Annotated in this window: 21 protein-coding genes; 6 read left to right on the top strand and 15 right to left on the bottom strand. The window is 52.7% G+C overall.

All coding sequences use genetic code 11. From position 1 onward, the window contains the following. Window positions 1–24 precede the first annotated feature (24 nt). The 14 genes from lpxB to rpsB all read right to left on the bottom strand — a co-directional run bounded on the left by lpxB (window position 25) and on the right by rpsB (window position 15,119). Complete coding sequence (lpxB, locus tag ACTG33_RS04055; protein WP_439133905.1) at window positions 25–1,203, bottom strand: lipid-A-disaccharide synthase; 1,179 nt, start codon at window positions 1,201–1,203, stop codon at window positions 25–27. A gap of 107 nt (window positions 1,204–1,310) precedes the next feature. Beyond that, window positions 1,311–2,081 carry an acyl-ACP--UDP-N-acetylglucosamine O-acyltransferase gene (lpxA, locus tag ACTG33_RS04050; protein ID WP_439133904.1) on the bottom strand — a complete coding sequence of 257 codons (771 nt, stop codon included), beginning with the start codon at window positions 2,079–2,081 and terminating at the stop codon, window positions 1,311–1,313. Window positions 2,082–2,132: 51 nt separating this feature from the next. Further along, window positions 2,133–2,570 carry a 3-hydroxyacyl-ACP dehydratase FabZ gene (gene fabZ, locus ACTG33_RS04045; protein WP_439133903.1) on the bottom strand — a complete coding sequence of 146 codons (438 nt, stop codon included), beginning with the start codon at window positions 2,568–2,570 and terminating at the stop codon, window positions 2,133–2,135. A gap of 17 nt (window positions 2,571–2,587) precedes the next feature. Continuing rightward, the gene (gene lpxD / locus ACTG33_RS04040; RefSeq protein ID WP_439133902.1) at window positions 2,588–3,634 is read right to left on the bottom strand and encodes a UDP-3-O-(3-hydroxymyristoyl)glucosamine N-acyltransferase; all 1,047 of its coding nucleotides are present in this window, start codon (window positions 3,632–3,634) and stop codon (window positions 2,588–2,590) included. A gap of 247 nt (window positions 3,635–3,881) precedes the next feature. Beyond that, on the bottom strand, window positions 3,882–4,391 hold the full coding sequence (locus tag ACTG33_RS04035) for an OmpH family outer membrane protein (RefSeq protein ID WP_439133901.1): 510 nt from the start codon (window positions 4,389–4,391) through the stop codon (window positions 3,882–3,884). 99 nt (window positions 4,392–4,490) lie between these two features. After that, a complete protein-coding gene (bamA, locus tag ACTG33_RS04030; protein ID WP_439133917.1) occupies window positions 4,491–7,046 on the bottom strand; it encodes an outer membrane protein assembly factor BamA in 2,556 nt (851 codons plus the stop codon). Window positions 7,047–7,276: 230 nt separating this feature from the next. Then, window positions 7,277–8,632: an RIP metalloprotease RseP gene (rseP, locus tag ACTG33_RS04025; protein ID WP_439133900.1), complete on the bottom strand. Its 1,356-nt coding sequence runs from the start codon at window positions 8,630–8,632 to the stop codon at window positions 7,277–7,279. 157 nt (window positions 8,633–8,789) lie between these two features. Continuing rightward, on the bottom strand, window positions 8,790–9,965 hold the full coding sequence (ispC, locus tag ACTG33_RS04020; protein WP_439133899.1) for a 1-deoxy-D-xylulose-5-phosphate reductoisomerase: 1,176 nt from the start codon (window positions 9,963–9,965) through the stop codon (window positions 8,790–8,792). 54 nt (window positions 9,966–10,019) lie between these two features. Continuing rightward, window positions 10,020–10,853, bottom strand: a complete 834-nt coding sequence (locus tag ACTG33_RS04015) for a phosphatidate cytidylyltransferase (protein WP_439133898.1) — start codon at window positions 10,851–10,853, stop codon at window positions 10,020–10,022. Next, window positions 10,846–11,547, bottom strand: coding sequence for a polyprenyl diphosphate synthase (gene uppS / locus ACTG33_RS04010; RefSeq protein WP_439133916.1), 702 nt, complete (start codon window positions 11,545–11,547; stop codon window positions 10,846–10,848). Before uppS ends, ACTG33_RS04015 begins: the two co-directional genes overlap by 8 nt. A 243-nt stretch (window positions 11,548–11,790) precedes the next feature. After that, a complete protein-coding gene (gene frr, locus ACTG33_RS04005; protein ID WP_439133897.1) occupies window positions 11,791–12,348 on the bottom strand; it encodes a ribosome recycling factor in 558 nt (185 codons plus the stop codon). 70 nt (window positions 12,349–12,418) lie between these two features. Then, window positions 12,419–13,159, bottom strand: coding sequence for a UMP kinase (gene pyrH / locus ACTG33_RS04000; protein ID WP_439133915.1), 741 nt, complete (start codon window positions 13,157–13,159; stop codon window positions 12,419–12,421). 223 nt (window positions 13,160–13,382) lie between these two features. Further along, window positions 13,383–14,252: a translation elongation factor Ts gene (tsf, locus tag ACTG33_RS03995; protein ID WP_439133896.1), complete on the bottom strand. Its 870-nt coding sequence runs from the start codon at window positions 14,250–14,252 to the stop codon at window positions 13,383–13,385. A 120-nt stretch (window positions 14,253–14,372) separates the two neighbouring features. Next, window positions 14,373–15,119, bottom strand: coding sequence for a 30S ribosomal protein S2 (rpsB, locus tag ACTG33_RS03990; RefSeq protein WP_439133895.1), 747 nt, complete (start codon window positions 15,117–15,119; stop codon window positions 14,373–14,375). Window positions 15,120–15,564: 445 nt separating this feature from the next. Between rpsB and map the strand changes: the two genes are divergently transcribed. The 4 genes from map (at window position 15,565) to nth (ending at window position 21,125) form a co-directional block, all read left to right on the top strand. Further along, window positions 15,565–16,335, top strand: a complete 771-nt coding sequence (map, locus tag ACTG33_RS03985) for a type I methionyl aminopeptidase (protein ID WP_439133894.1) — start codon at window positions 15,565–15,567, stop codon at window positions 16,333–16,335. Between the two features lie 127 nt (window positions 16,336–16,462). Further along, the gene (locus ACTG33_RS03980; protein ID WP_439133892.1) at window positions 16,463–19,150 is read left to right on the top strand and encodes a [protein-PII] uridylyltransferase; all 2,688 of its coding nucleotides are present in this window, start codon (window positions 16,463–16,465) and stop codon (window positions 19,148–19,150) included. 75 nt (window positions 19,151–19,225) lie between these two features. Further along, window positions 19,226–20,434 carry a succinyldiaminopimelate transaminase gene (gene dapC, locus ACTG33_RS03975; protein ID WP_439133891.1) on the top strand — a complete coding sequence of 403 codons (1,209 nt, stop codon included), beginning with the start codon at window positions 19,226–19,228 and terminating at the stop codon, window positions 20,432–20,434. A 7-nt stretch (window positions 20,435–20,441) separates the two neighbouring features. Further along, the gene (gene nth / locus ACTG33_RS03970) at window positions 20,442–21,125 is read left to right on the top strand and encodes an endonuclease III (protein WP_439133890.1); all 684 of its coding nucleotides are present in this window, start codon (window positions 20,442–20,444) and stop codon (window positions 21,123–21,125) included. Between the two features lie 48 nt (window positions 21,126–21,173). Here nth and ACTG33_RS03965 read toward each other — a convergent pair whose 3' ends face one another. Next, complete coding sequence (locus ACTG33_RS03965) at window positions 21,174–21,671, bottom strand: hypothetical protein (RefSeq protein WP_439133889.1); 498 nt, start codon at window positions 21,669–21,671, stop codon at window positions 21,174–21,176. Between the two features lie 329 nt (window positions 21,672–22,000). On the opposite strand from ACTG33_RS03965, the gene ACTG33_RS03960 reads away from it, so the two are divergent. Next, window positions 22,001–22,345 (top strand): ArsC family reductase, encoded by a 345-nt coding sequence (locus ACTG33_RS03960; protein WP_439133888.1) that lies wholly within the window; start codon window positions 22,001–22,003, stop codon window positions 22,343–22,345. Window positions 22,346–22,407: 62 nt separating this feature from the next. After that, the gene (dapD, locus tag ACTG33_RS03955) at window positions 22,408–23,442 is read left to right on the top strand and encodes a 2,3,4,5-tetrahydropyridine-2,6-dicarboxylate N-succinyltransferase (protein ID WP_439133887.1); all 1,035 of its coding nucleotides are present in this window, start codon (window positions 22,408–22,410) and stop codon (window positions 23,440–23,442) included. The last annotated feature ends 246 nt before the right edge of the window (window positions 23,443–23,688 follow it).

The following is a 23,688-nucleotide window of genomic DNA, read 5'->3' as shown; positions in this document are numbered from 1 at the left end:
GAATGTGATTTAGAGGTCGATCGGCTAAGGGGCGATTAACGCCTGAATAGCGCCAGCCGCGCGCTCACTGGCATCGCAGCGAATACGCTGATGAATATCGGTAAACTGTTGCTGCAGTTCTTCAGTTTGCTGCGGGTCAGCGAAGTATTTCATCATAGACTGACCCAGCGTTTCAGGCGTGACATCATCCTGAAGAATCTCAGGTACCAGCATTTTTTCAGCCAACAAATTGGGCAGAGAAAAATACGGGCTTTTCACCAACCGCTTCAGTATCACATAGGACAACCAGGCAAACTTGTAGGCAACCACCATCGGACGCTTCAACAGCATCGCTTCCAGTGTAGTGGTTCCCGAGGCCATCAGAACACAATCGGACGCCGCCATCACCGTATGGGACTGTCCATCCACCACTGTGATAGGTAATTTATCCAGCTCAGACAGCTGTAACTCTATTTGCTCTCGGCGCTGGGAGTTGGCTGCCGGCACAATAAACTGCAGCGATGGATCCTGCTGTAAACACCATCGTGCCGTCTGCCAGAATACCGGCCCCAACAACTTCACTTCGCCTCCGCGACTGCCAGGCATCAAAGCCATCACTTTCGCATCCGGAGCAATGTCCAGCTGTTTCCGAGCGCCGGGCTGATCCGGCTGCAGTGGGATCTCATCAGCCAATGGATGGCCCACAAAACATACCGGTACCTGATGCTGCTCATAAAAGCTCGCCTCGAAAGGCAACAACGTCAACATCAAGTCCACAGCACGGGCAATTTTTACGATGCGCTTTTGCCGCCAGGCCCACACGGAAGGGCTGACGTAATGTACTGTTTTGATGCCTTGCGCTTTAAGCTTTTCTTCAATAGTCAGATTGAAGTCAGGCGAGTCGATCCCGATAAACACATCCGGAGGATTATCAATAAAATGATTAATCACAGACTTACGAATGCGCAACAGCTCCGGCAAGCGCTTAAGCGGTTCCACCAACCCCATGACCGCAAGCCGATCCTGGGGGAAAAAACTGTTGAAGCCTGCAGCCAACATCCGCTCTCCGCCAATGCCTTCAAAAATCGCATTGGGGTAACGTCGACGTAAAGCTGCCATCAAACCGGCTCCCAAAATATCGCCAGAAGCCTCACCCACCACAATGCCAATGCGGACAGGTCCATCAACCAGTGGAGATGCGGTAGCGCCAGAGATTTTGCTCATCCAGGGGTTCTGCTCATAGGGAGTTATTTGGGGAGTGTAAAGCTATGGAATATAAACGTCATTGATAACGTCGCCAGAGCCTACGATTAGACTCTGGCCAGCAGTTACTACCGCACAATACCGCGGGTAGAGCCCTGCAGTGATTCGATCAGTAAATTAACCGGCTCACAATTCACCGCCAGCTGTTCCAGCTCTTGCAGAGCTTCATCAACCGTGAGGCCACGGCGATAAACCAGCTTAAAGCACTTGTTGATTACCGCGATTTCATCTTTGGTGAATCCGCGGCGACGCAGCCCCTCTGAGTTGATGCTTTTTGCGGCTGCCGGACTGCCCGTTACCATGACGTAAGCGGGTACATCCTTACCAATAGCGCTGCCCATACCGGTAAAGCAGTGTTCACCTATACTGCAAAACTGGTGAACCAGTGTATAGCCACCGAGGATAGCCCAATCACCAATGTGCACGTGTCCCGCCAGCGCGGCATTGTTGACAAGAATACAATGATTGCCGATAACACTGTCGTGCCCGACATGGACATACGCCATGATCAGATTGTCATTGCCGATCGTGGTTTCACTGCGATCCTGCACCGTGCCACGGTGAATGGTAACCCCTTCGCGGATAACGTTGTTATCACCAATCACCAGACGAGTTTCTTCGCCCTTGTACTTCAGGTCAGGGGTCGCCTCGCCCACGGAGGAAAACTGAAAGATATGGTTATTGCTACCAATGCGGGTTGGCCCTTTGATAATCACATGGGACTCAACTATGGTGCCCGGGCCAAGTTCAACGTCAGGACCAATAACAGACCACGGACCAACACTGACATCATCTGCCAGTCTGGCTGAAGGATCTATAATAGCTCTTGGATCAATCAATGGAGGTTCCTTTTGCAGCGCCCAATTTCCACAAAGCCTTACACAGCTCTGCTATACGACGCGATCAGCGCACAGAATGGTTGCTGATGCAGCCAGAGTGCCTTCTACTGTAGCACGACACTCAAACTTCCAGATACCACGGCGTTCAGATACCACTTTGGCTTCCAGATCCAGCCTGTCACCGGGAATAACCTGACGCTTAAAGCGCACATTATCAGCTCCGGCAAACAAATAAATTGAACCATCTGCTGGCTTTTTGCCCAAGGTTTTAAACCCGAGAATGCCCGCAGCCTGAGCCATCGCCTCGACGATCATCACACCCGGAAAAATGGGAGCCTGTGGGAAATGACCATTAAATACATCTTCGTTCACTGAGACGTTTTTGTAGGCATGGATCACATCACCTTCAACCAACTCAACAACACGATCTACTAACAAAAACGGGTAGCGATGCGGTAAATACTCGCGAATTTCTCTGACATCCATCATGGGTCTCGTCCTAAATATTACTGCTTGTCTTCGTTATGCGAAGCAAACACTTTTTCCAAAGCAGTCAGACGGCCCGCCATCTGATCAAGCTGCCCAAACCGAACGGCATTCTTTCGCCAGGTTTTGGTGGCGGTTGCCACCGTCCCCGACGAAAAGGAACCGGGTTCCAAAATTGACTTGTTTACAAAGGAGGTCGCACTGATATTGACACCATCCACAATGGTGAGATGACCTTTAATGCATGAGGCCCCGCCAATAGTGCAGTTTCGTCCAATCGTGGCACTGCCTGCAATACCAGTACAGCCAGCTATAGCGGTATTTTCGCCAATTTTGACGTTATGAGCGACCTGGACCAGATTATCAATAATCACACCATCAGCAATCACAGTATCATCAAGCGCTCCCCGATCAATGGTCGTACAGGCTCCAACCTCAACCCGATCACCGATGGTAACGCCTCCTAGCTGATGTATCTTTACCCAGCCTTCTGCCCCAGGCGCAAAACCAAAACCATCTGCTCCGATCACACTGCCACTGTGAAGCGTGGTGTCAGCTCCTACTGTCACGCCGTGATAAACGCTTACATTGGCGTGTAAACGAGACCCGCGACCGATACTGGTATTGTCACCAATCACACAACCAGCCCCGACAACAACATCATCGGCCAGGATTACATCAGCTCCCACGCTGGCATTGGGCCCCACACTGACCCCAGAACCCAACTCTGCGGTAGGGTCAACAAATGCCGTCGGATGCACACCCTGCTCAGCTACCGGCGCAGGATCGAACAACGAAGTCAGCTTTGCATATCCCAGGTAGGGATTATCCAATAATAGCTTGTTGCCACTAAAGGCCGAGGCCATATCAGGCTTTAAAATCACGGCTGTGGCAGATGTGATCTGTAGATGCTTTTGATAAGCGGAATTAGCCAGAAATGCCAATTCGCCCGAACCCGCACTCTGTAATGTATTAAGACCTGCAATTTCGCAGCTCTCATCACCCTGCAGCTCAGCGCCTATCAAGTCAGCCAAAGCCCGTAAGGTCCATACACGATTCGAAGTCATGGGTATCCCGCTGGATAGGCGATTTGAAAGTTGGGGGGAATGTTAACAAGCTCCGCCGGAATATGCACCAATCAGAGCGGGCCTTTTAATTTATGCTGTCAATAATGTGCACTGCGAACGACTAGAGGAGACCGTAACGGAGTCATCAAGCCAAACAATCAGCTCTCAGCAGGGGCGCTGCAATATGACAGAGGGGAGAGAAATCAAAGCCCGCCATGTAAAAAGTACATAAACGGGCTTAGCGGCATTACTTATTCAGTCTTTTAGTCACGTCAGGCGTAATGTCATAACCTTTGTCAGCCCAGTAGGCGACACTGCTATCCAGCACCAAACTGTAATCGCCGGATTTTACGATAGATTCCAGAGCTTCTTTCGCCTTGGGAGCCATTTGCTGCATGATTTGTTGCAACACTTCGTTGCGCTCGGCTTTCAGCTTCTCGGCGGCCAGTTTCAAATCAGCGCTTTTGTACTCTGCTTTTTTACGCTGTTCTGCCTTTTGCTGCGCAGTCCAGGTCATGCCATTGGTCTGCGCATCTTTCTCCATGCTGACCAGATCAGAGCGCAGACTTTCAAACTTGGCTTTCATCGCAGCAAAGTCCGGATTGGCATCCAGTGACTGCAACCGTTTCTTGGCCATGTCGGTGTTCACGATAGCCGCCTGCATGTTAAATACGGCAACCTTGCCCTCTGCTGTGGCAAACGCGGAAAACATGACCGCGATCAGGACAATGGAAAACTTCTTCATAATATGGCTCACGTTGTGACTCCCTTGATGTTCTTTAACTTAAATATGGCCGCTGGCTACTGAATTAATTGTGAAAAACGCTCAAACGGCCCTGGTACACATTGATAATACTTAGAAGGCGGTACCCAGTGAGAACTGGAAGAACTCGGTATCGTCGTATTCATTTTCTTTCAGGGCTTTGGCAATACTGAAGGTCAATGGACCAAACCCGGTAATCCACGTCACACCTACACCGGCAGCCACACTCAGCTGGCCAAGATCCGGTTTGAAGCAGTTGAGCTGACCTTCGCCACAACTGGTATCAAACACGTTACCTGCATCAATGAAGAACGCCGACTGCAAAGAACGCTGATCCTTAATAAATGGCATTGGGAACAGAATCTCTGCACTACCTTCAATCAGGATATTACCACCGAATGGATCGTCATCGTCATCCAGAGTCTGGGTAATCAACTTGCCGTCGGAGCCTCTACGGTAAATAAAGGAATCAACATCGCCGTCGCCGTTATTGTCATAAGCAGCTGTTCTGTAGATTTCTGCCGGAGTCGCACGAGGCCCAAGGGTATTACGCTTGAAGCCACGCACAGAACCAAAGCCACCGGCGTAGAAGTTCTCAAAGAATGGTAACTCTGTGGTGTCCCCGTAAGAGTCAGCATAACCCAACTTGGTGCGCAGACGCAGGGTCAGACTTTTGGTCAGTGGCTGGAAGTACTGACCCGAGTAGGTGAATTTGTAGTACTCCAAATCACCACCAGGGAGACTCAGCTCCACAGACAGAGACTGTGAAGAACCTCGAGTTGCGAGTCGCCCACGGTTCAGTGTCGATTGGCGCCAGCTGGCATTCACATTGAAGATATTGAAATCATCGCCGTTTTCATCGATCCAACCATCTGGAGACGCCACCAATTCAGAGTCCGTCACAGGAAAAATCGGATCGGTAGGACCAACCAGACTACTGCTCAGCCCCTGATAGACTGATTCGTCGATATAGTCCTGCTGATAAAAATCATCTTCAAACAAGCGTGGAGAACCGATAATTTCTTTCGCCGCATAATCGCCGGTTTCGATAGAAATATTGGTGAAACCCAGCCCGAAGTTGAGACGCTCAGTCTCTGAGATCGGATAACCAAAGTTCATCGACCCGCCGAAAGAGTCCGTGGTATAGCTGGATACGTTAACCTCTTCAAAATCCCGCTCGCGGTAGAACACGTTGAAACCACGACTCACACCATCCGGTGTAAAATATGGGTCGGTGTAATTAAAGCTGTATACGGTCTGGTAAGTAGACGTACTGACATTAAAGCCAACTTGCTTACCACTACCGAACCAGTTGTTTTGCTGAATGTTGGCACCCAGAACCAGACCCGAACCCTGAGCAAAACCCAGACTGGCGCCGATGCTGCCGGACGGCTGCTCTTCTACGGTGTAATCCACATCAACCTGATCAGAGGTTCCCGGTACTTCTTTGGTATCAACCGTCACTTCTTTAAAGAAGCCCAGACGCTCCAAACGAACCTTGGAGGATTCGATACGGGCAGTAGACGCAGAGCCACCTTCCATCTGGCGCATTTCACGACGCAAGACTTCATCTGACGTTTTGGTATTACCGCGGAAATTGATACGACGCACATAAGCGCGCTTACCCGGATCCATAAAGAAGGTCACTTTTACTGTGCTGTCTTCTTCATTCAGTTCAGGAATGCCGCGAACTTCAGCAAAAGTATAACCTTCGTTGCCCAGACGACGGGTAATGTAATCCGAAGTGGTGGTCATCAATACTTGAGAAAAGGTTTGTCCTTTACGAAGCAGGAACAGACGTTTGACCTGTTCTTCCGGCACGACCGGATCACCCGCCAGCTCTACGTCACTGACGGTATAGATATCGCCTTCCGTAATATTCGCGGTGATATAAACCGCTTCTTTATCAGGGCTCAAAGAAACTTGTGTGGAATCAATGCTAAATTTCAAATAACCACGGTCGAGGTAGTAAGACTCCAAACGCTCCAAATCACCGGTCAGCTTTTCTTTGGAATAGCGGTCATTACTGTTGAGCCAGGACAGCCAGCCTGTAGTTTTCAGTTCAAACAAGTCGCCCAGCTCTTCATCGCTAAAGGCTTTGTTACCCACAACATTGATGTGCTTGATGGAGGCGACAGAGCCTTCATCCACATCAATTTTTAATTTCACCTGGTTGCGAGGCAGCTCAATCACCTGCGCATCAACCGTCGCACTGTAGCGACCCTGAGCGACATACTGACGCTCCAGTTCTTGAGTCAGCCCTTCCAGTGTCGCCTGCTTGAAAATCTGACCTTCGGACAACCCGTTGTCATTCATTCCCTTCATCAGATCTTCAGTTTTGATGGCTTTGTTACCATCAATCTCAATCTCGCTGATGGCTGGACGCTCTTCGACTGTAATGACCAGTACATTGCCATCACGTCCCATCTGGATATCTTCAAAGAATCCAGTGCGGAACAGTGCTCTGGTGGCATCCCGAATAGCCACTGAGTCCATGGTTTCACCAATCTGGACGGGTAACGCCGCAAAGACTGTCCCGGCCGAGACGCGCTGCAGTCCCTCCAGGCGAATATCATTAACCCTGAAACTTTGGGCGAAGACAGTGAGAGGTAAAAGGATAAGACTGATAAAAAGTAGGCGAAAACGCATCATATACTGAGTTCTAGTTTTATTGTTCGACAATAGGTTAGCGGGCAATTCACACCGACCTGCCTGAGTGATTTTCCTGTGTGTAAGCAATAAACCACTATTCACGGGCAAAAAGCATCCCGCGATACACATAACGACACAACAGGAACTCCCCCACCAAGCAGGCTGAAGCTCAAAACTGTAAAGTCACTGAATCAAGGGCTCTGACATTCATTCAAACAGACATACCGTCAAAGACGCATAACATCGTTGTAGAGAGCCAGAACCATCAACCCCATAACCATCACCAGACCAACCTGGTATCCGGCCATTTGCACTTTTTCGGGTACCGGACTGCCTTTTACCGCCTCAATCAGGTAGTAAAAGAGATGCCCCCCATCCAACACCGGAATCGGCAATAGATTAAAAACACCCAGACTGATACTCAATAGCGCCAAAAAGCCTACATAATAGCTCATGCCGGCTTTGGCTGAGGCGCCCGCCACTTTAGCAATGGTGATGGGCCCACTCAAGTTTTTCGTGGAAATTTCCCCAAGAATCAACTTCTTAAGAGACAACAAAACAAAGCCAGAAGTTTCCCAGGTTTTATGAACCGCCTTAACAAAACCTCCGGCCAGGGAATACTCCTGCTTGCGTAACATGGACTCAGGCCATGTGGGACGCACCGGCATTACTCCGATTTGGCCCACTTGACGACCGTTTTCAGCCTCGACAGAACGCGCGGTCAGGGTGGTGGATTGCAGCTCTCCGTCGCGCTCATATTCAAGCTGCATGGTGCCACCCGGGCGCGCCCGAACATATTCCACCAGCCCTTTCCAGCCATCCAGCGCCTGACCATCTGCCGCCAACAGCAAATCTCCGGCTTGCAAACCGGCTGCTTCCGCTGGACTGTCTGGCATCACCTGCTCCAGCAACGCGTCAAACGGCGGCTGCCACAAGGTTATACCCAGCCCCTGCGTAGGATCGGGCTCTTCTTCACCCTGCAACCATTTATCCAGAGTCGCTTCCGACTGGTATTCGAGGCTGGAGTTCTGATACTTGGCGGTAAACGTGATGGTGCCGGACTCACCCAGACGGCGCATCAACTGACGTGTCAGATCCTGCCAGGTATTGATCCTCTGACCATCGACGGAGAGTATCTCCTGACCCGATTCCAATCCGGCTTCCGCGGCAACTGAATTCGCTTCGACTTTGCCGATAACGGGCGCGATATCGGTAGTTCCTGGCATCAACATAACCCAGAACAACAGAACCGCGAGAATGAAATTGGCCAGCGGCCCCGCCACCACAATAGCCATACGCTGCCAGACACTCTTGCGATTGAAGGCCTGCTCCAACTGCTCTTCAGGCACCTCGCCTTCACGCTCATCCAACATTTTTACGAAACCACCCAGCGGGATCCAGGCCAGGGTGTACTCGGTGCCGGTTTTGCCTCGCCAGGTGTATAACGGCTTGCCGAAGCCGACGGAAAAGCGCAGAACTTTCACGCCACAGCGGCGCGCCACATAAAAGTGGCCAAATTCGTGAAACGTCACCAGTACGCCAAGGGCGACCAGAAACCACACGATTGTCAGAATATTATCCACCAGTAAAACCTCTACTCAGGTCGCCGTGCAGCCTTCGCCAGCACCTCATCCATACGACATCAAATTCAGCGTTCAAACCATTCAGTTCAGCGCCCAGTTTATCCCGCCCGCTAGCGGGGAGCCAGCTCTGCCCCATCTCAATATTGCAGAAAAACAACTAAAGCGAACGGATCAATGCCGAAGCTAATTCACGCGCCTGCGTATCGGCCTCTTTGACCACAGCCAGATCGTTGGGTTCGAACTGGCTGGTTTTCTCGAGTACCGATTCAATAACCCGCGGGATATCGGTAAAACCGGCCCGATCATCCAAAAAAGCCTCCACAGCAACCTCATTGGCCGCATTGAGGACCGCAGGCATGATGCCGCCCGCCTTAGCGGCCTCTATGGACAGGCGCAGTCCCGGGAAACGCTCAAAACTCGGAGCCTCAAAATCGAGTCGCGAGGTTGCCATAAAGTCCAGACTGGCCACACCGGATTCAATACGCTCCGGCCACGCTAATGCATGTGCAATGGGTGTACGCATATCGGGGTTGCCCATCTGCGCCAGTACCGAGCCATCGCTGTACTCTACCATCGAATGGATGACGCTTTGAGGGTGCACCACGATCTCGATTTGCTCCGGCTTGGCATCAAACAGCCAGCAGGCTTCCACAAACTCGAGCCCTTTGTTCATCATGGTGGCGGAATCCACCGAGATTTTCCGCCCCATCGACCAGTTTGGATGCGCGCAGGCCTGATCCGGGGTCACAGAAGTTAAGTCAGCAAGCGGGGTTTCGCGAAAAGGCCCTCCGGACCCCGTCAACAGGATGCGACGAATGCCCGCCGCCTCAATGCCTTGATAGCTCATTGGCAGGCACTGGAAAATGGCATTGTGCTCACTGTCGATGGGTAACAGGGTAGCTCCGGAGTCTCGGACGGCGGCCATAAACAGGCCCCCGGCCATGACCAGCGACTCTTTATTCGCCAGCAACACTTTTTTTCCGGCCTGGACGCCCGCCAGCGTCGGCTCCAGTCCCGCAGAGCCAACAATGGCGGCCATCAGTACATCCACCTCGGCCGCGGCCGAAACCTGCACCAGGCCAGACTCTCCAGCCAAGACCTCAGTCTCGCATTGCGCTGCGCGCAGGAGGCCTTCCAGCTGCTCAGCCGCTTGTTCATCGCGCATAACTGCGAACCGCGGGTGATAGCGAAGGCATTGCTCCGCAAGATTTTCAGCCTGAGTATTGGCCGTCAGGGCATAGACGCTATAGCGCTCAGGATGACGAGACACGACATCCAGCGTGCTGACCCCAATAGAGCCCGTAGACCCGAGGACGGTTAAGTTTTGCTTCATCAAAAAAGAATCTCTCGGTAATTATCGCCAGTCAGAGCAGGTAGAATCATGCGCTCACTGCACTTGCCAGCCACTCAACAAAACGGCCAGAGCGAATACCGGGGCTGCCGCGGTGATGCTGTCCACGCGATCCAGAATACCCCCATGGCCGGGCAGCAGCTGACTGCTGTCTTTCAGACCGCGCTGGCGCTTCACCATGCTTTCCAACAGATCGCCCAGCACCGATGCCAGGGCGGTCGGCGCGATCACCGCCAGCAGCATCCAGCCACCGCCAAAGGTAAAGCCCACAATCAACGCCAGCAACAAGCAACAGATAAAGCCACCCCAAAAGCCTTCCCAGGACTTGCCGGGGCTGACTTCGGGAGCCAACTTGCGCTTACCAAAGGTTTTGCCGCTGAAATAGGCGCCAATATCGGCACAGACAACCACCAGAACCACCAACAGGATCAGCCATTCCCCTGAAGGCTCACTGCGCAGGAAAACCAGCGACAGCCAGGTTGGCACAAGCACCAGAAAACCCATCAGGATTTTAACGACAGGGTGCGCCCACAGCACCGAACTGGAAGGGTATCCTTGCACCCACAACAACGCCACCGCCCACCAGGTGCATGCGACCAATAATACCGTCCGCACCGATGCCTCATTCAGAACATCGCCCGCTAAAAACTCTGTATACCCGCCAGCCAGCGCCATCGCGCCCGCCACGCCAAGGGCGTAGGCAACCCGTTGCCACTGAGCTTTAAGACCGACCATATTGCCCCATTCCCATGCTGCCAGCAGCACAACGGCGGCGATAGCCAAAGCAAAACCCGTGATCGAGAGAAAAAACAAAACACCCAAAAACAGCAGGGCCAATCCGATTGCGGTAATGACTCGCTGCTTAAGCACTCGCCTCTCCCTGTTTCAACACCTGCTCAGACGTCTTGCCAAAACGGCGCTGACGTTGATGAAAGTCAGCGACGGCGTCATCCAGTGCTTTGGCGTCAAAATCAGGCCAATAGAGATCGCAGAAATACAGCTCGCTGTAAGCGGCCTGCCACAAGAGGAAGTTACTGATACGATGCTCACCGCCGGTGCGAATCAACAGATCCGGTGCCGGCAAATCGGACATACTGATATGGTCCTGAATGCTGTCAGTGGTGATTTCATCGGGGGTCATTTCGCCTGCGGCGACCTTTTCAGCCAGTTGCCGGGCGGCATTGGCCATATCCCACTGACCGCCGTAGTCTGCAGCGATCACCAGAGTAGTGGCACCTTCCTGCGCCAGGGACTCAGCTTCGGCTATGGCCTTCTGAATTTTAGGGCTAAACCGGTCACGACGACCGATCACTTTCAACTTAACCCCTTCTTTATTTAGCTTCTTCGCTTCTCGCTTGAGATAGCTGAGAAACAGGGTCATTAAAGCTTCCACTTCCAGGGGCGGGCGCTTCCAGTTTTCGGAACTGAAGGCGAATAGAGTCAACACTTCAATATCATGACGACGGCAGGATTCCATCACTTCGCGGATCTTTTCAACACCCGCCTTATGCCCTTGCGGACCGGGCTTGCCCTGCTGCTTTGCCCAGCGGTTATTACCATCCATAATGATGGCTATATGGCGCAATGCGTTACCACTCACTCCCAACTCCCGACCCGTCAATCTGCAAAGGGGGTAATCCTACCCTGAGACAGCGGTAATGCAAGCGACACAATAGAGAAATCACCGCCACTGCTCGCCCTCAGACCATTTTCGTTGTTATTAACTGCCAGCAATACCATCCCTGTAAACCCAAAACGGCCCACCCTGCCAAAACAGGAGTGGGCCGCCCGAAACAGACTGCCAGAATCAGATTTCCATCAGATCCTTTTCTTTTGTAGCCAGAGCGGTATCAACCTGAGCCACAAACTTGTCGGTAATCTTCTGTATATCATCCTGCGCACGACGATCATCGTCTTCGCTGATTTCTTTCTCTTTCAGCAGATCCTTCACGTCACCCAGCGCGTCACGACGAATATTACGAATTGAGACGCGAGCATTTTCCGCCTCACCGCGAGCCTGCTTAATGTAGCCCTTACGGGTTTCTTCAGTCAGAGGTGGCATAGGAATGCGCATCAAGTCGCCCGTAGTCACTGGGTTCAGTCCCAGGCTGGACTTCATGATGGCTTTTTCGATTTCGGGCGTCATTTGCTTTTCCCACGGGCTGACCGAGAGAGTACGGGCATCCAGCACGGAAATATTAGCCACTTGAGACAGAGGAGTATCTGCACCGTAATAATTGACAGTGACGCCATCCAGAATACTCGGGTGAGCACGACCCGTACGAATCTTGTTGAAATTGTTGCCCAAAGCATCAACAGCTTTGCCCATACGCTCTTGCGCATCTTTTTTAATATCTTCGATCATGCTCTCGCATCCTCTGAAACTTACTGATTTATTACCTGATTATACCCAATACAACCGACACACTCATCGGTTAGCTGACTGGCACAGCCTCTTCGATCAGGGTACCTTCGTTTTCGCCTTTGACAATTTTAAGCAGCGCGCCCGGCTTGTCCATTCGGAAAACCCGCAATGGCATATCCTGCTCACGACACAGGCAAATGGCGGTCAGATCCATGACACCCAGCTTTTTATCGAGAACTTCATCATAGGTCAGACGTTCATAGCGGGTAGCCGAGGGATCTTTCATCGGGTCAGCGCTGTAGACACCATCTACCTTGGTGGCCTTCAGCACGATATCGGCCTCAACCTCAATGCCACGCAGGCAAGCAGCCGAATCTGTGGTAAAGAAAGGATTGCCGGTACCGGCGGAGAAAATAACGACCTCGCCCTGCTCCAGAAAGCGCAGCGCTTTACGGCGATCGTAGTGGTCAACAACCCCACTCATGGGGATAGCAGACATCACCCGGGAAGAAATATTGCTGCGCTCCAGCGCATCGCGCATCGCCAGTGCATTCATAACGGTCGCCAGCATGCCCATATGGTCACCAGTGACCCGATCCAGACCGGCTTTGCTCAGAGCGGCACCGCGAAACAGGTTGCCACCACCAATAACCAGCCCAACCTGAACTCCGATACCGACCAACTGTCCGATCTCAAGAGCCATTTTATCCAGAACTTTGGGGTCAATTCCGAACCCCTCAGCCCCCATCAACTCCTCACCACTTAACTTCAACAGAATACGCTTGTATTTCTTGTCCCGCCCAGGGTTCATCGCCATCAACGCCATCTCCGACATAGGGTTAGCTTAAGAGGTTAAAGTTGGTGCACGCCACTCACAGGCATGCAGCTGAGCGCCAGCCGGGATAACTATCCTCCGAACCAACGCTCGCATAAATTCCAGAAAGTGTAACAGCAAAAAGGCGGAGGTATCACCCCCGCCTTTTTAATAGCCTCATGATACAACACAGCATCATAAAGCAGCCCTGGCCGTCAGCTTACTGCTTGCTGGCAGCAACCTGGGCAGCAACCTCTGCAGCGAAGTCAGCTTCTTCAACCTGGATACCTTCACCCACTTCGAAACGCACAAAGCTGGTGATGGTAGCACTTGCATCTTTAGCCAACTGACCCACAGTAACTTCAGGGTTTTTCACAAACGGCTGCTCAGTCAGGCTGTTTTCTTTCAGGAACTTGTTGATACGACCAACCATCATCTTTTCAACAATATTCTCTGGCTTGCCTTCCATATCAGGCTGAGCCTTGATGATGTCTTTTTCTTTGTTCACTTCTTCTTCAGGCATGTCAGCAGTATTTACAACGCGAGGGTTAACCGCAGCAACGTGCATAGCCACGTCTTTTGCCACTTCCTCAGAACCACCTTCCAGCTGAGCAATAACCGCGATACGGTTGTTGGAGTGTACGTAAGCACCCAACACACCACCTTCGACAACCTCTACACGACGCAGACCGATGTTTTCACCGATCTTCTGAACCAGCGCCTGACGGGTTTCTTCCAGACCATCTGCCAACAGAGCCGCAACATCGTTACTCTTGGCGGCAAAAGCAGCTTCAACAGCTGTATTTACAAACGCCAGGAAGCCTTCGTCGCGAGCAGCAAAATCAGTCTCGGAGTTCACTTCAACCACAACACCGTAAGAACCGTCTTCAGCGACTTTAACTGCCACAACACCGTCAGCAGCCGTACGACCGGCTTTCTTTTCAGCTTTCAGACCAGAAGCCTTACGCAGATTCTCAATAGCCACATCGATGCTACCGTCGGCTTCTTTCAGAGCTTTTTTACACTCCATCATGCCGAGACCGGTACGCTCACGCAGTTCTTTAACCATAGAAGCAGAAACAGCTGCCATGACAATATCCTCTTTCAGTAATTCTTGATAATTCGACGATTCAATTCCAAAAAAGGGGGCCCCGCCCCCTTTTTTGCCGCCCGCTTAACACATTAAACGGGCAATATGACAAACTGCGACTTACTCAGCTGCAGCCTGGTCGTTTTGCTCTTCTACGTACTCACCGGCTTTAGGAGCGTTCTGCGCATTAGCAGCACCTTCCAGACAAGCATCAGCAACGGCGGTCACGTACAGCTTAACTGCACGGATAGCATCGTCGTTACCCGGAATAACGTAATCAATGCCGGCAGGATCACTGTTGGTATCAACGATACCGATTACTGGAATACCCAGCTTGTTGGCTTCCTGGATAGCAATACGCTCGTGCTCAACATCAACAACGAACAGTGCGTCAGGCAGGCCGCCCATATCTTTAATACCACCGATAGACAGCTCCAGCTTGTCTTTCATGCGGGTGCGCATCAGGGCTTCTTTTTTGGTCAGCTTGTCGAAAGTACCATCGGCGGACTGGGCGTCCAGCTCACGGTAACGACGGATGGAAGCGCGGATGGTTTTGTAGTTGGTCAACATACCACCCAACCAGCGGTGGCTAACGAATGGCTGACCTGAACGCTCTGCCTGCTCTTTGATGATCTTGGAAGCGGCACGTTTGGTACCTACAAACAAGACCTTCTTCTTTTGAGAGGCCATTTGCTGAACAATTTGCAGAGCATCGTTAAACGCAGGAACAGTGTGCTCCAGGTTAATGATATGAATCTTGTTGCGAGCGCCGAAGATGTACTGGCCCATTTTCGGGTTCCAGTAACGGGTTTGGTGACCGAAGTGGACACCGGCTTGCAGCATATCGCGCATGCTTACGTTTGGCATAACTGAGTTTCCTTGGGTTGAGCCTCCATATACCCCACCGCTCAACCTCTTGATTTTCAAAGAAAAAACAAGAAGCACCCAGAACGATGTGCCGGTATATGTGTGACATTCATATAAGTAGTTTATCCTGACGACAAACCAGTCTCGAAGAGCTGCTTTGCCATCAGGGCGCGCTTTATACCATATTCACCACACCAAAGAAAGCCAAAACCCCCTCAACACGGGCTTTCGCGACAGATTGAGCGACCCTCCGTCTCCATACAGTCAGGTCATATCGCTCTGCCACTGAGCCCATATCACTTTGCGCCCCACCTGTGGACTATGGAAGATATCCCGCTTGGTTTACAATAGCGGCTTTCGTGACCATCAAGCGGGCTGTTACCCCGACTCACCAGCCACCGGCGGCGGGTCGCCCGGCTATTATCAGAACAACCTTTGGATATCTATGACAGTCAATATCAGAACTCCCGAGCAGATTGAAAAAATGCGCGTTGCTGGCCGTATGGCCGCAGAGGTGCTGGAGATGATTGGTGAGCACGTTGTTGCTGGCGTCACCACCGCCGAACTGGATCGCCTCTGCCACGAGCACATCGTCAACGTGCAGAAAGCGATTCCGGCGTGCCTGAACTACAACGGCTTCCCCAAATCGGTTTGCACCTCGGTCAACCACGTCATCTGCCACGGCATCCCGTCCGAAAAGAAAGTGCTGAAGAACGGCGACATAATCAACATTGACGTCACCGTTATCTATGAAGGCTGGTATGGCGACACCAGTAAAATGTATACAGTGGGTGAGGCAGCCCCTCACGCCCAGCGACTGATCGAGATTACTCAGGAATGTCTCTACAAGGGTATTGAGCTGGTTAGACCCGGATGCCGCCTTGGCGACATCGGTCACGCCATCCAACAACACGCCGAGAAAAATTACTACTCCGTCGTGCGAGAATACTGTGGCCATGGCATTGGTGACACCTTCCATGAAGACCCGCAAGTACTGCACTACGGCAAGCCCAACACCGGCTTCGAACTAAAAGAAGGCATGACGTTCACCATCGAACCCATGATCAATGCCGGCAAAGCCGCCACCAAACTGCTGAAAGATGGCTGGACAGTAGAAACCAAAGACAAGCGCCTCTCGGCCCAGTGGGAACACACGCTGGCAGTCACCTCCAATGGCGTGGAAGTACTGACCAAGCGTCCGGACGAGCCGTTTTAAACCGTACTGCCCGAACAAGAACGGCTTTAACATCAGGCCAGACAGCCCTCACCCGGGGGCTGCCTCAAATCCCAGCATCACCACACATAATTCGATGTCATTGCGCACCAAATCTTAAGAGCCTTTTATGGAAATCCCTTATTTTGAGCGTCCGCTGTTTTCCTTTGATCAATCCCGTTTTCGGAAGGATCTGGCTCAGGCCAATGGCAAAATCATTCCCCTGTTTAAAAACGCCATCAACGCCGCCAATGTTCAACTGGACACCCGCTTTGAAGAAGGGGAAGACATTCGCAGCCTGATCTATGAGCGTGCCCAGATCATAGACTGCATCCTTCATTACGCCTGGTACCAGTTCAGCTGGAGCGACCAGGTCAGCCTGATTGCTGTAGGCGGTTACGGACGCGGAGAGCTGCACCCCAAATCGGATATCGACATACTTCTATTGATGGAGCAGGAGCACCCCGAAGACTTGGAAAGTGCCCAGAGCCTGTTGCTGCTGTTATGGGATATCGGTCTGGATATCGGCCACAGCGTTCGCACACTGGCCCAGTGCGCCGAGATCGCACGAGAAGACATCACCGTTGTCACTAACTTGCTTGAATGTCGCACCATTGTTGGCAGCTACCGCCCCTGCCTGGAGCTGCAGAAACTCACCCAGCCAGACAACATGTGGCCCGCTGAAGAGTTCTTTCAGGCAAAAAAGGAAGAACAACAGGCCCGCCACAAGAAGTACGACAATACCGAATACAATCTTGAACCCAATATTAAAAACGCCCCTGGCGGCTTGCGGGACATTCAGACCATCGCCTGGGTGGCCAAGCGCTATTTTGGGGTGCGCACTCTGAATCAACTGGCGGGCAAGGATTTTTTCACCGAGGAAGAATTCGCCCTGCTGCAGTCCGGTGAAGAATTCCTCTGGAAAGTTCGCTACGGCCTGCACAAGATAGCCAAGCGCCCGGAAGAGCGCCTGTTGTTCGATCACCAGCGGGAACTGGCCAAAGAATTTGGCTACCAGGACTGCGACAGCGGTCTGGCGGTGGAGCAATTTATGCACCGCTATTATCGGGTTGTCCTGTCGCTCGGCGAACTTAACGATGTCTTGCTGAACTTTCTTGATGAGGCGGTGCTTAACGCCTCCCACCAGGCCACCGTCACCCCCATCAACGACCGCTTCCAACTACGCGACAACTATATTGAAGTTACCCACAACGCCGTCTTTTTGCAGGAACCTTCAGCGCTGCTGGAAATTTTTGTCCTTATGGGGAATAACCCCAATATTAATGGCGTGCGCCCGGAGACCATACGCCTGCTGCGCGAACACCGTGAACTGATTGACGATAACTTCCGCAACGACCCGACCAATACCAAGCTGTTTGTCGACCTGCTGAACTGTGAACACGCCCTGGTCACCCAGCTGAAGCGCATGAAACGCTACAACATTCTGGGACGTTATTTGCCAGAGTTTGGCGACATCATTGGGCAAATGCAGCACGACCTGTTTCACATCTACACCGTCGATGCTCACACCCTGTCCGTAGTCAAAAACTTGCGCATGCTGCGCTATCCGGAAAGCCGGGAGAAATTCCCGGTGGCTTATGAATGCATGCAGCAACTAGCCAAACCGGAACTGCTGTACATGGCCGGTCTATATCACGACATTGCCAAAGGTCGCGGCGGCGATCACTCAAAACTGGGGGCAGTGGATGCCTTAAATTTCTGCATTCGCCACGGACTGAAAAATCACGAAGCGCGGCTGGTATCCTGGCTGGTGGAAAAACACCTGCTGATGTCATCAGTCTCACAGAAACAAGACATTTCCGATCCCGATGTTATTCATCAGTTTGCAGCGGAAATGGGCGATCGGCTGCATCTGGATTATCTGTACGCACTGACAGTCGCCGACATTAACGCCACCAATCCCACGCTGTGGACCACCTGGCGCGCCAGCCTCATGCGCCAGCTGTATTCCGAAACCCGCCGCGCCCTGCGACGCGGACTGGAAAACCCCATCGACCGTCAGGATCTGATTGCGGAAACCCAGGACACGGCGTTGCAACTCCTGCTGGAAGATGGCTACGCCAAGGATTCTGTTGAAGCTCTCTGGAGCTACCTCAATGAAGACTATTTCCTGCGTGAAAACGCCAAGGAAATCGCCTGGCAAAGCAGCTCGATCCTTGATCACAACAGCACCGACGATTTGATTCTGGTAAGGGAAACCACCAGCCGAAAATACGAGGGCGCGACCGAAATCTTTATTCGCACCCGCGACCGCAGCAATGTCTTTGCCGCCGTCGCCACCACCCTCGACTACCTCAACCTGTCGATTCAGGATGCGCGCATCCACAATACCGAGCGCGGCGGCTACACCATCGATACCTTTTACGTGCTGGATGAAAACAATCAGCCCATCAAAGACGACCCCAAATACCGCGATCACATCAAAAAAGAGCTGCAACTGGAACTCGCGCAAGTGGACGACTACAGCGACACCATCAGCCGTCGGGTCCCCCGTCGCCTGAAAAGCTTTGCCATTCCCACGCGCACCAGCATCAGCAACGACATCAATACCAACAGCACTATTTTGGAAGTCATCTCACCGGACAGGCCAGGCCTGCTCGCTCTGATCGCGCGCATCTTCCTACAATTCAACATTCAGCTCAGTAACGCCAAAATCACCACACTGGGTGAGCGGGTAGAGGATATCTTCTTCATTACCGATGAGGACGGCGAACCTTTAAGCGACCCCGAACTGTGCAAGACACTGCAAGCTGAAATTTGTACCCAACTGGATCAACAGGTGGAAGAGTCTCACTGAAGAAAAGTCTCACTGAAAAAGAGCCTCACTGAATCAGACCGAAACTTCCACCCGAAACACAAGGCCGAACAGCCCATGAACCGCGATTTAGACCGTTTACAGCCCTACCCATTTGAAAAGCTGAATGCACTCAAGGCGCAAGTCAGCGCCCCCACGGACAAAGCTCATATCGCCCTGTCCATTGGCGAGCCCAAGCACGAGCCGCCCGCCTTTGTGCTGCAGTCACTGAGTGACAATCTGGATCGGGTAGTGAACTACCCCTCAACCAAAGGCCTGCCAGAACTGCGCGAAACCATCGCCCAGTGGCTCACACGCCGCTTCAAACTGAACGGCGGCAGTGTCGACGCCGAACGCCACGTATTGCCCGTCAATGGCACTCGCGAAGCCCTGTTTGCCTTTGCCCAGGCCGTCATTGATCGCACACAAAACCCCTTGGTGGTCAGCCCAAATCCGTTTTATCAAATCTACGAAGGCGCAGCGTTTCTCGCCGGTGCAGATCCTTATTTCCTCAATTGCGACCGGGAAAACGACTATCTTCCTGACTTCGACGCTGTACCCGCCGACGTCTGGCAACGCTGCCAACTGCTGTTCCTGTGCTCCCCCGGCAACCCCACCGGCACCGTTATTGATACAGACACACTGAAAAAACTGATCGCTCTGGCAGATCAATACGACTTCGTCATTGCCAGTGACGAGTGCTACTCCGAACTCTATTTTGACGAAGACCAGCCCCCGGTCGGCTTGCTGCAAGCCTGCGCCGAACTGGGTCGGGATGACTACCGCCGCTGCATGGTTTTCCACTCGCTTTCCAAGCGCTCCAACTTACCGGGATTGCGCTCCGGCTTTGTCGCCGGTGATGCCGACATCATGCAAAAATTCCTGCTGTATCGCACATATCACGGCTGCGCCATGCCGGTTACCAATCAGCTGGCCTCCATCGCGGCCTGGAATGATGAAGCCCACGTCAAAGCCAATCGCGATGCCTACCGCACCAAATTCGACGCCGTTCTGAAAATTTTGGATGGCGCGCTGGAAGTAGAACGACCCGATGCCAGCTTCTACCTCTGGGCCAAGACCGGCAACATGACCGATGTGGAGTTTGCCCAGCGACTGTTTGCCGAACAAAACATCACCGTTCTCCCTGGCCGCTACATCGCCCGCGAGGCCAACGGGGTCAACCCCGGCGAAAACCATGTGCGCATGGCTTTGGTGGCAACCGTGGATGAATGCGTCGAAGCCGCCGAGCGCATCAAGCACTTTGTGACTAACCATCAGGGCAACTGAGCACGTCATGTCCAGCACATCCATCCCTGCCAGAAACCTGCTCAAGGCCGAGCGCGTAAGCTACATCCACCAGCGCCTCGAAGAGCTCTATCCGGAAACGCCGGTGCCGCTGGATCACAAAGATCCGTACACCCTGTTGGTGGCCGTATTGCTGTCAGCCCAATGTACCGATGAGCGGGTCAATCAGGTCACACCCGCGCTGTGGGAACTGGCCGACAACCCCTTCGATATGGCCATGCAGTCCGTTGAGGACATTCAGGCCATCATTCGCCCCTGCGGACTATCACCGCAAAAGTCCAAAGCCATCTCGGTCTTGTCCCAGATGCTGGTGGAAGAGCATAACGGTGAAGTGCCAAACGATATGGAAGCCCTGGAGAAGCTGCCCGGTGTCGGCCACAAGACTGCCAGCGTGGTGGTGGCCCAAGCTTTTGGGGTTCCGGCCTTCCCGGTAGACACCCACATTCACCGTCTGGCACAGCGATGGGGACTCACCAACGGCAAGAATGTTCAGCAGACGGAAAAAGACCTGAAACGCCTGTTTCCCGCCGAAAGCTGGAACAAGCTGCACCTGCAAATTATCTTTTACGGGCGAGAGTATTGCAGCGCCCGCGGTTGCGATGGCACCGTCTGTGAGATTTGCAGGACGTGCTATCCCGCCCGCAAACACCCGAAGATAGCGAAAAAGCCCTGAAGGAAAAAGCTTAAATGAAAGGCTTCAGACAAGAAGCCTTGAGATAACCTATCGGACTGGACGTCCGTCGTAGTATTTCACCGGTGGGTGCTCGGTTTCGGTCACTTCACGAGCGCCGAAAGGGTTACGGGAACCCTCGATAGCACCCTCGTCAGGCGCGCTATCGGCATCCGCCTGAACCTGAATAAAGTCTTCAATTCCAAACCCCAGCGTATCGAAGTGAATAGACGCCGTATGGCGGGGTCTTTTCGGCTCGGGCTGGTCGCTGTCGCCTCCCCAATTCACACCGGTAAGCGCGTGGGTTTCACGCTCCATCCTGCATTTCGCCCCGAGATCGGTAATGGCTCGACAATAGCGCTGCGCTTCAGCCTCACTCAAATCCTTCTTTAGCGTCATTAAACGACCAGAGAAAATCCGCTTAAGCTGCCGGGTTTCCCGGATACGAAACCGATGAGCAAATTTTAGCGCCACATCCCGACGGGACTGCCCCGCAGCGACATCGCCCCAAAACACCACACGGTAGGTCAGGTTGGTAGAATCAGACATGTCCAAACTCCCTTTTGAACTCTTGAACTCTCAATGAACGGTTGCAAACATGGTTGCTGCTGACATCAATTACGGTCAATGACCGCAGACTTTAGTCAACAGCCGCATTCTATACGACACAACATACAAGCATAGAAGAAAAAGCGCCAAAAGAAAGCCGTTATATACTTTTTAGTCCAGAAACCCACCTGCCAGCCCAAGAACCTGCCGGATGATTCAATCGCCGCTTTTTGGTATGCTTTGCCGCCTTTAAATCCGCCATCCAACCAGCCTTTACTTCTCTGCCTCTGTAGCGGTGAAAGGAAGGGCCTGTACACACAGAGAGAATCATGACCACGCTCTATGGCATCAGTAACTGCGACACCGTGAAAAAAGCCCGTAAATGGCTTGATCAGACGAATGTCGACTACACCTTTCACGACTTCCGCAAAGACGGACTGGATCGCCAGCAAGTTGTAGATTGGGTTTCAGCCCTCGGCTGGGAGAATCTGATCAATAAACGCAGTACCACCTGGAAAGGTCTTGACGAGAACGCCAGAGCACAGCTGAACGACACCACCGTGGTCGACGTGATTCTGGATCAGCCGACGCTGATCAAGCGCCCTCTGCTGGATCAGGCGGGTGACATTTCGGTGGGCTTTAAAGCCGCCGACTATGAACAGCGGTTCGCATAACCCTATTTACAGCTCACATTGTTCGACTCAACACTCTTTTATTTAACACTTGGAATACGACTATGACTGATCTTTTCGCACTGGGCCTCGGTGTAGGCACTCAAAACAGCAAAGGCGAGTGGCTGGAAGTGTTCTTCCCGCAGCCATTGCTGAACCCTGCTCCTGCGGTTGCCAAAGCCGTTGCTGACGCACTCGGTTACGAAGCTGGTAATCAGGCTATCGCCCTCGACAGCGCCAAACTGGACGCCCTGGCCTCAGCCCTGGAAGCCGCCGGCAGCGCCGAGCAAGCTGCAATCGTAAAATCTTTCCAAGGCAGCAAGCGCCCACTAGTTGCCGCTCTGCTGGCCGAAGACGCCGCACCAAGTTCTGTACCCGAAGGCTACCTGAAACTGCATCTGATCTCCCACCGTCTGGTGAAACCACACGGCACCGTTCTGGACGGTCTGTTTGGTACTCTGCCTAACGTTGCCTGGACAAATCAGGGCGCTGTAGATCTGGCTGAATTGCCTGGGCGTCAACTGCAAGCGCGTCTGAATGGCGAGCTGCTGGACGTAGACTGCGTGGACAAGTTCCCGAAAATGACCAACTACGTAGTTCCTGCCGGTGTCCGTATTGCCCACACCGCTCGCGTCCGTCTGGGCGCTTACATCGGTGAAGGCACCACCATCATGCACGAAGGCTTCGTCAACTTTAACGCTGGCACCGAAGGCCCAGGCATGATCGAAGGCCGTATCTCTGCAGGCGTTTTCGTCGGTAAAGGTTCCGATCTGGGTGGCGGTTGTTCCACCATGGGCACCTTGTCCGGTGGCGGCAACATCATCATTTCTGTCGGTGACGAGTGTCTGCTGGGCGCCAACGCCGGTATCGGTATCCCTCTGGGCGACCGCTGCACCGTAGAAGCTGGTCTGTACATCACCGCCGGCACCAAAGTCGCTGTACTGGACGACAAGGGCGAACTGGTTGAAAGCGTTAAGGCCCGCGATCTGGCCGGTAAATCTGACCTGCTGTTCCGTCGCAACTCCGTGAATGGCGCGGTTGAGTGCAAAACCAACAAGTCTGCCATTGCTCTGAACGAAGAGCTGCACGCGAATAACTGATAGCAGTACTTGCGCAACCGTGGTGAAGCGCCTGCTTCGCCACGGATTATCCCCACCCAAACCCCGTTAATCCTGTGCCTTCTCACCAAACTCCGCTCATTCTGAGCCTGTCGAAGGATGCAACTCCCCGAATCATACCTCTGTCAGCTCCAGCCCCTTTAGGCTAAAATGCCGCCATTCTCTGGTTGAACTGTGTTCTTTTCAGCTTCATCACTGCAATCCGACTCGATATAAGCGATTTTCAAT

Source organism: Pseudomaricurvus sp. (genome assembly GCF_965662505.1).
Classification (GTDB): Bacteria; Pseudomonadota; Gammaproteobacteria; order Pseudomonadales; family Cellvibrionaceae; genus Pseudomaricurvus.
This window is presented reverse-complemented; position numbering and strand designations above follow the sequence as displayed.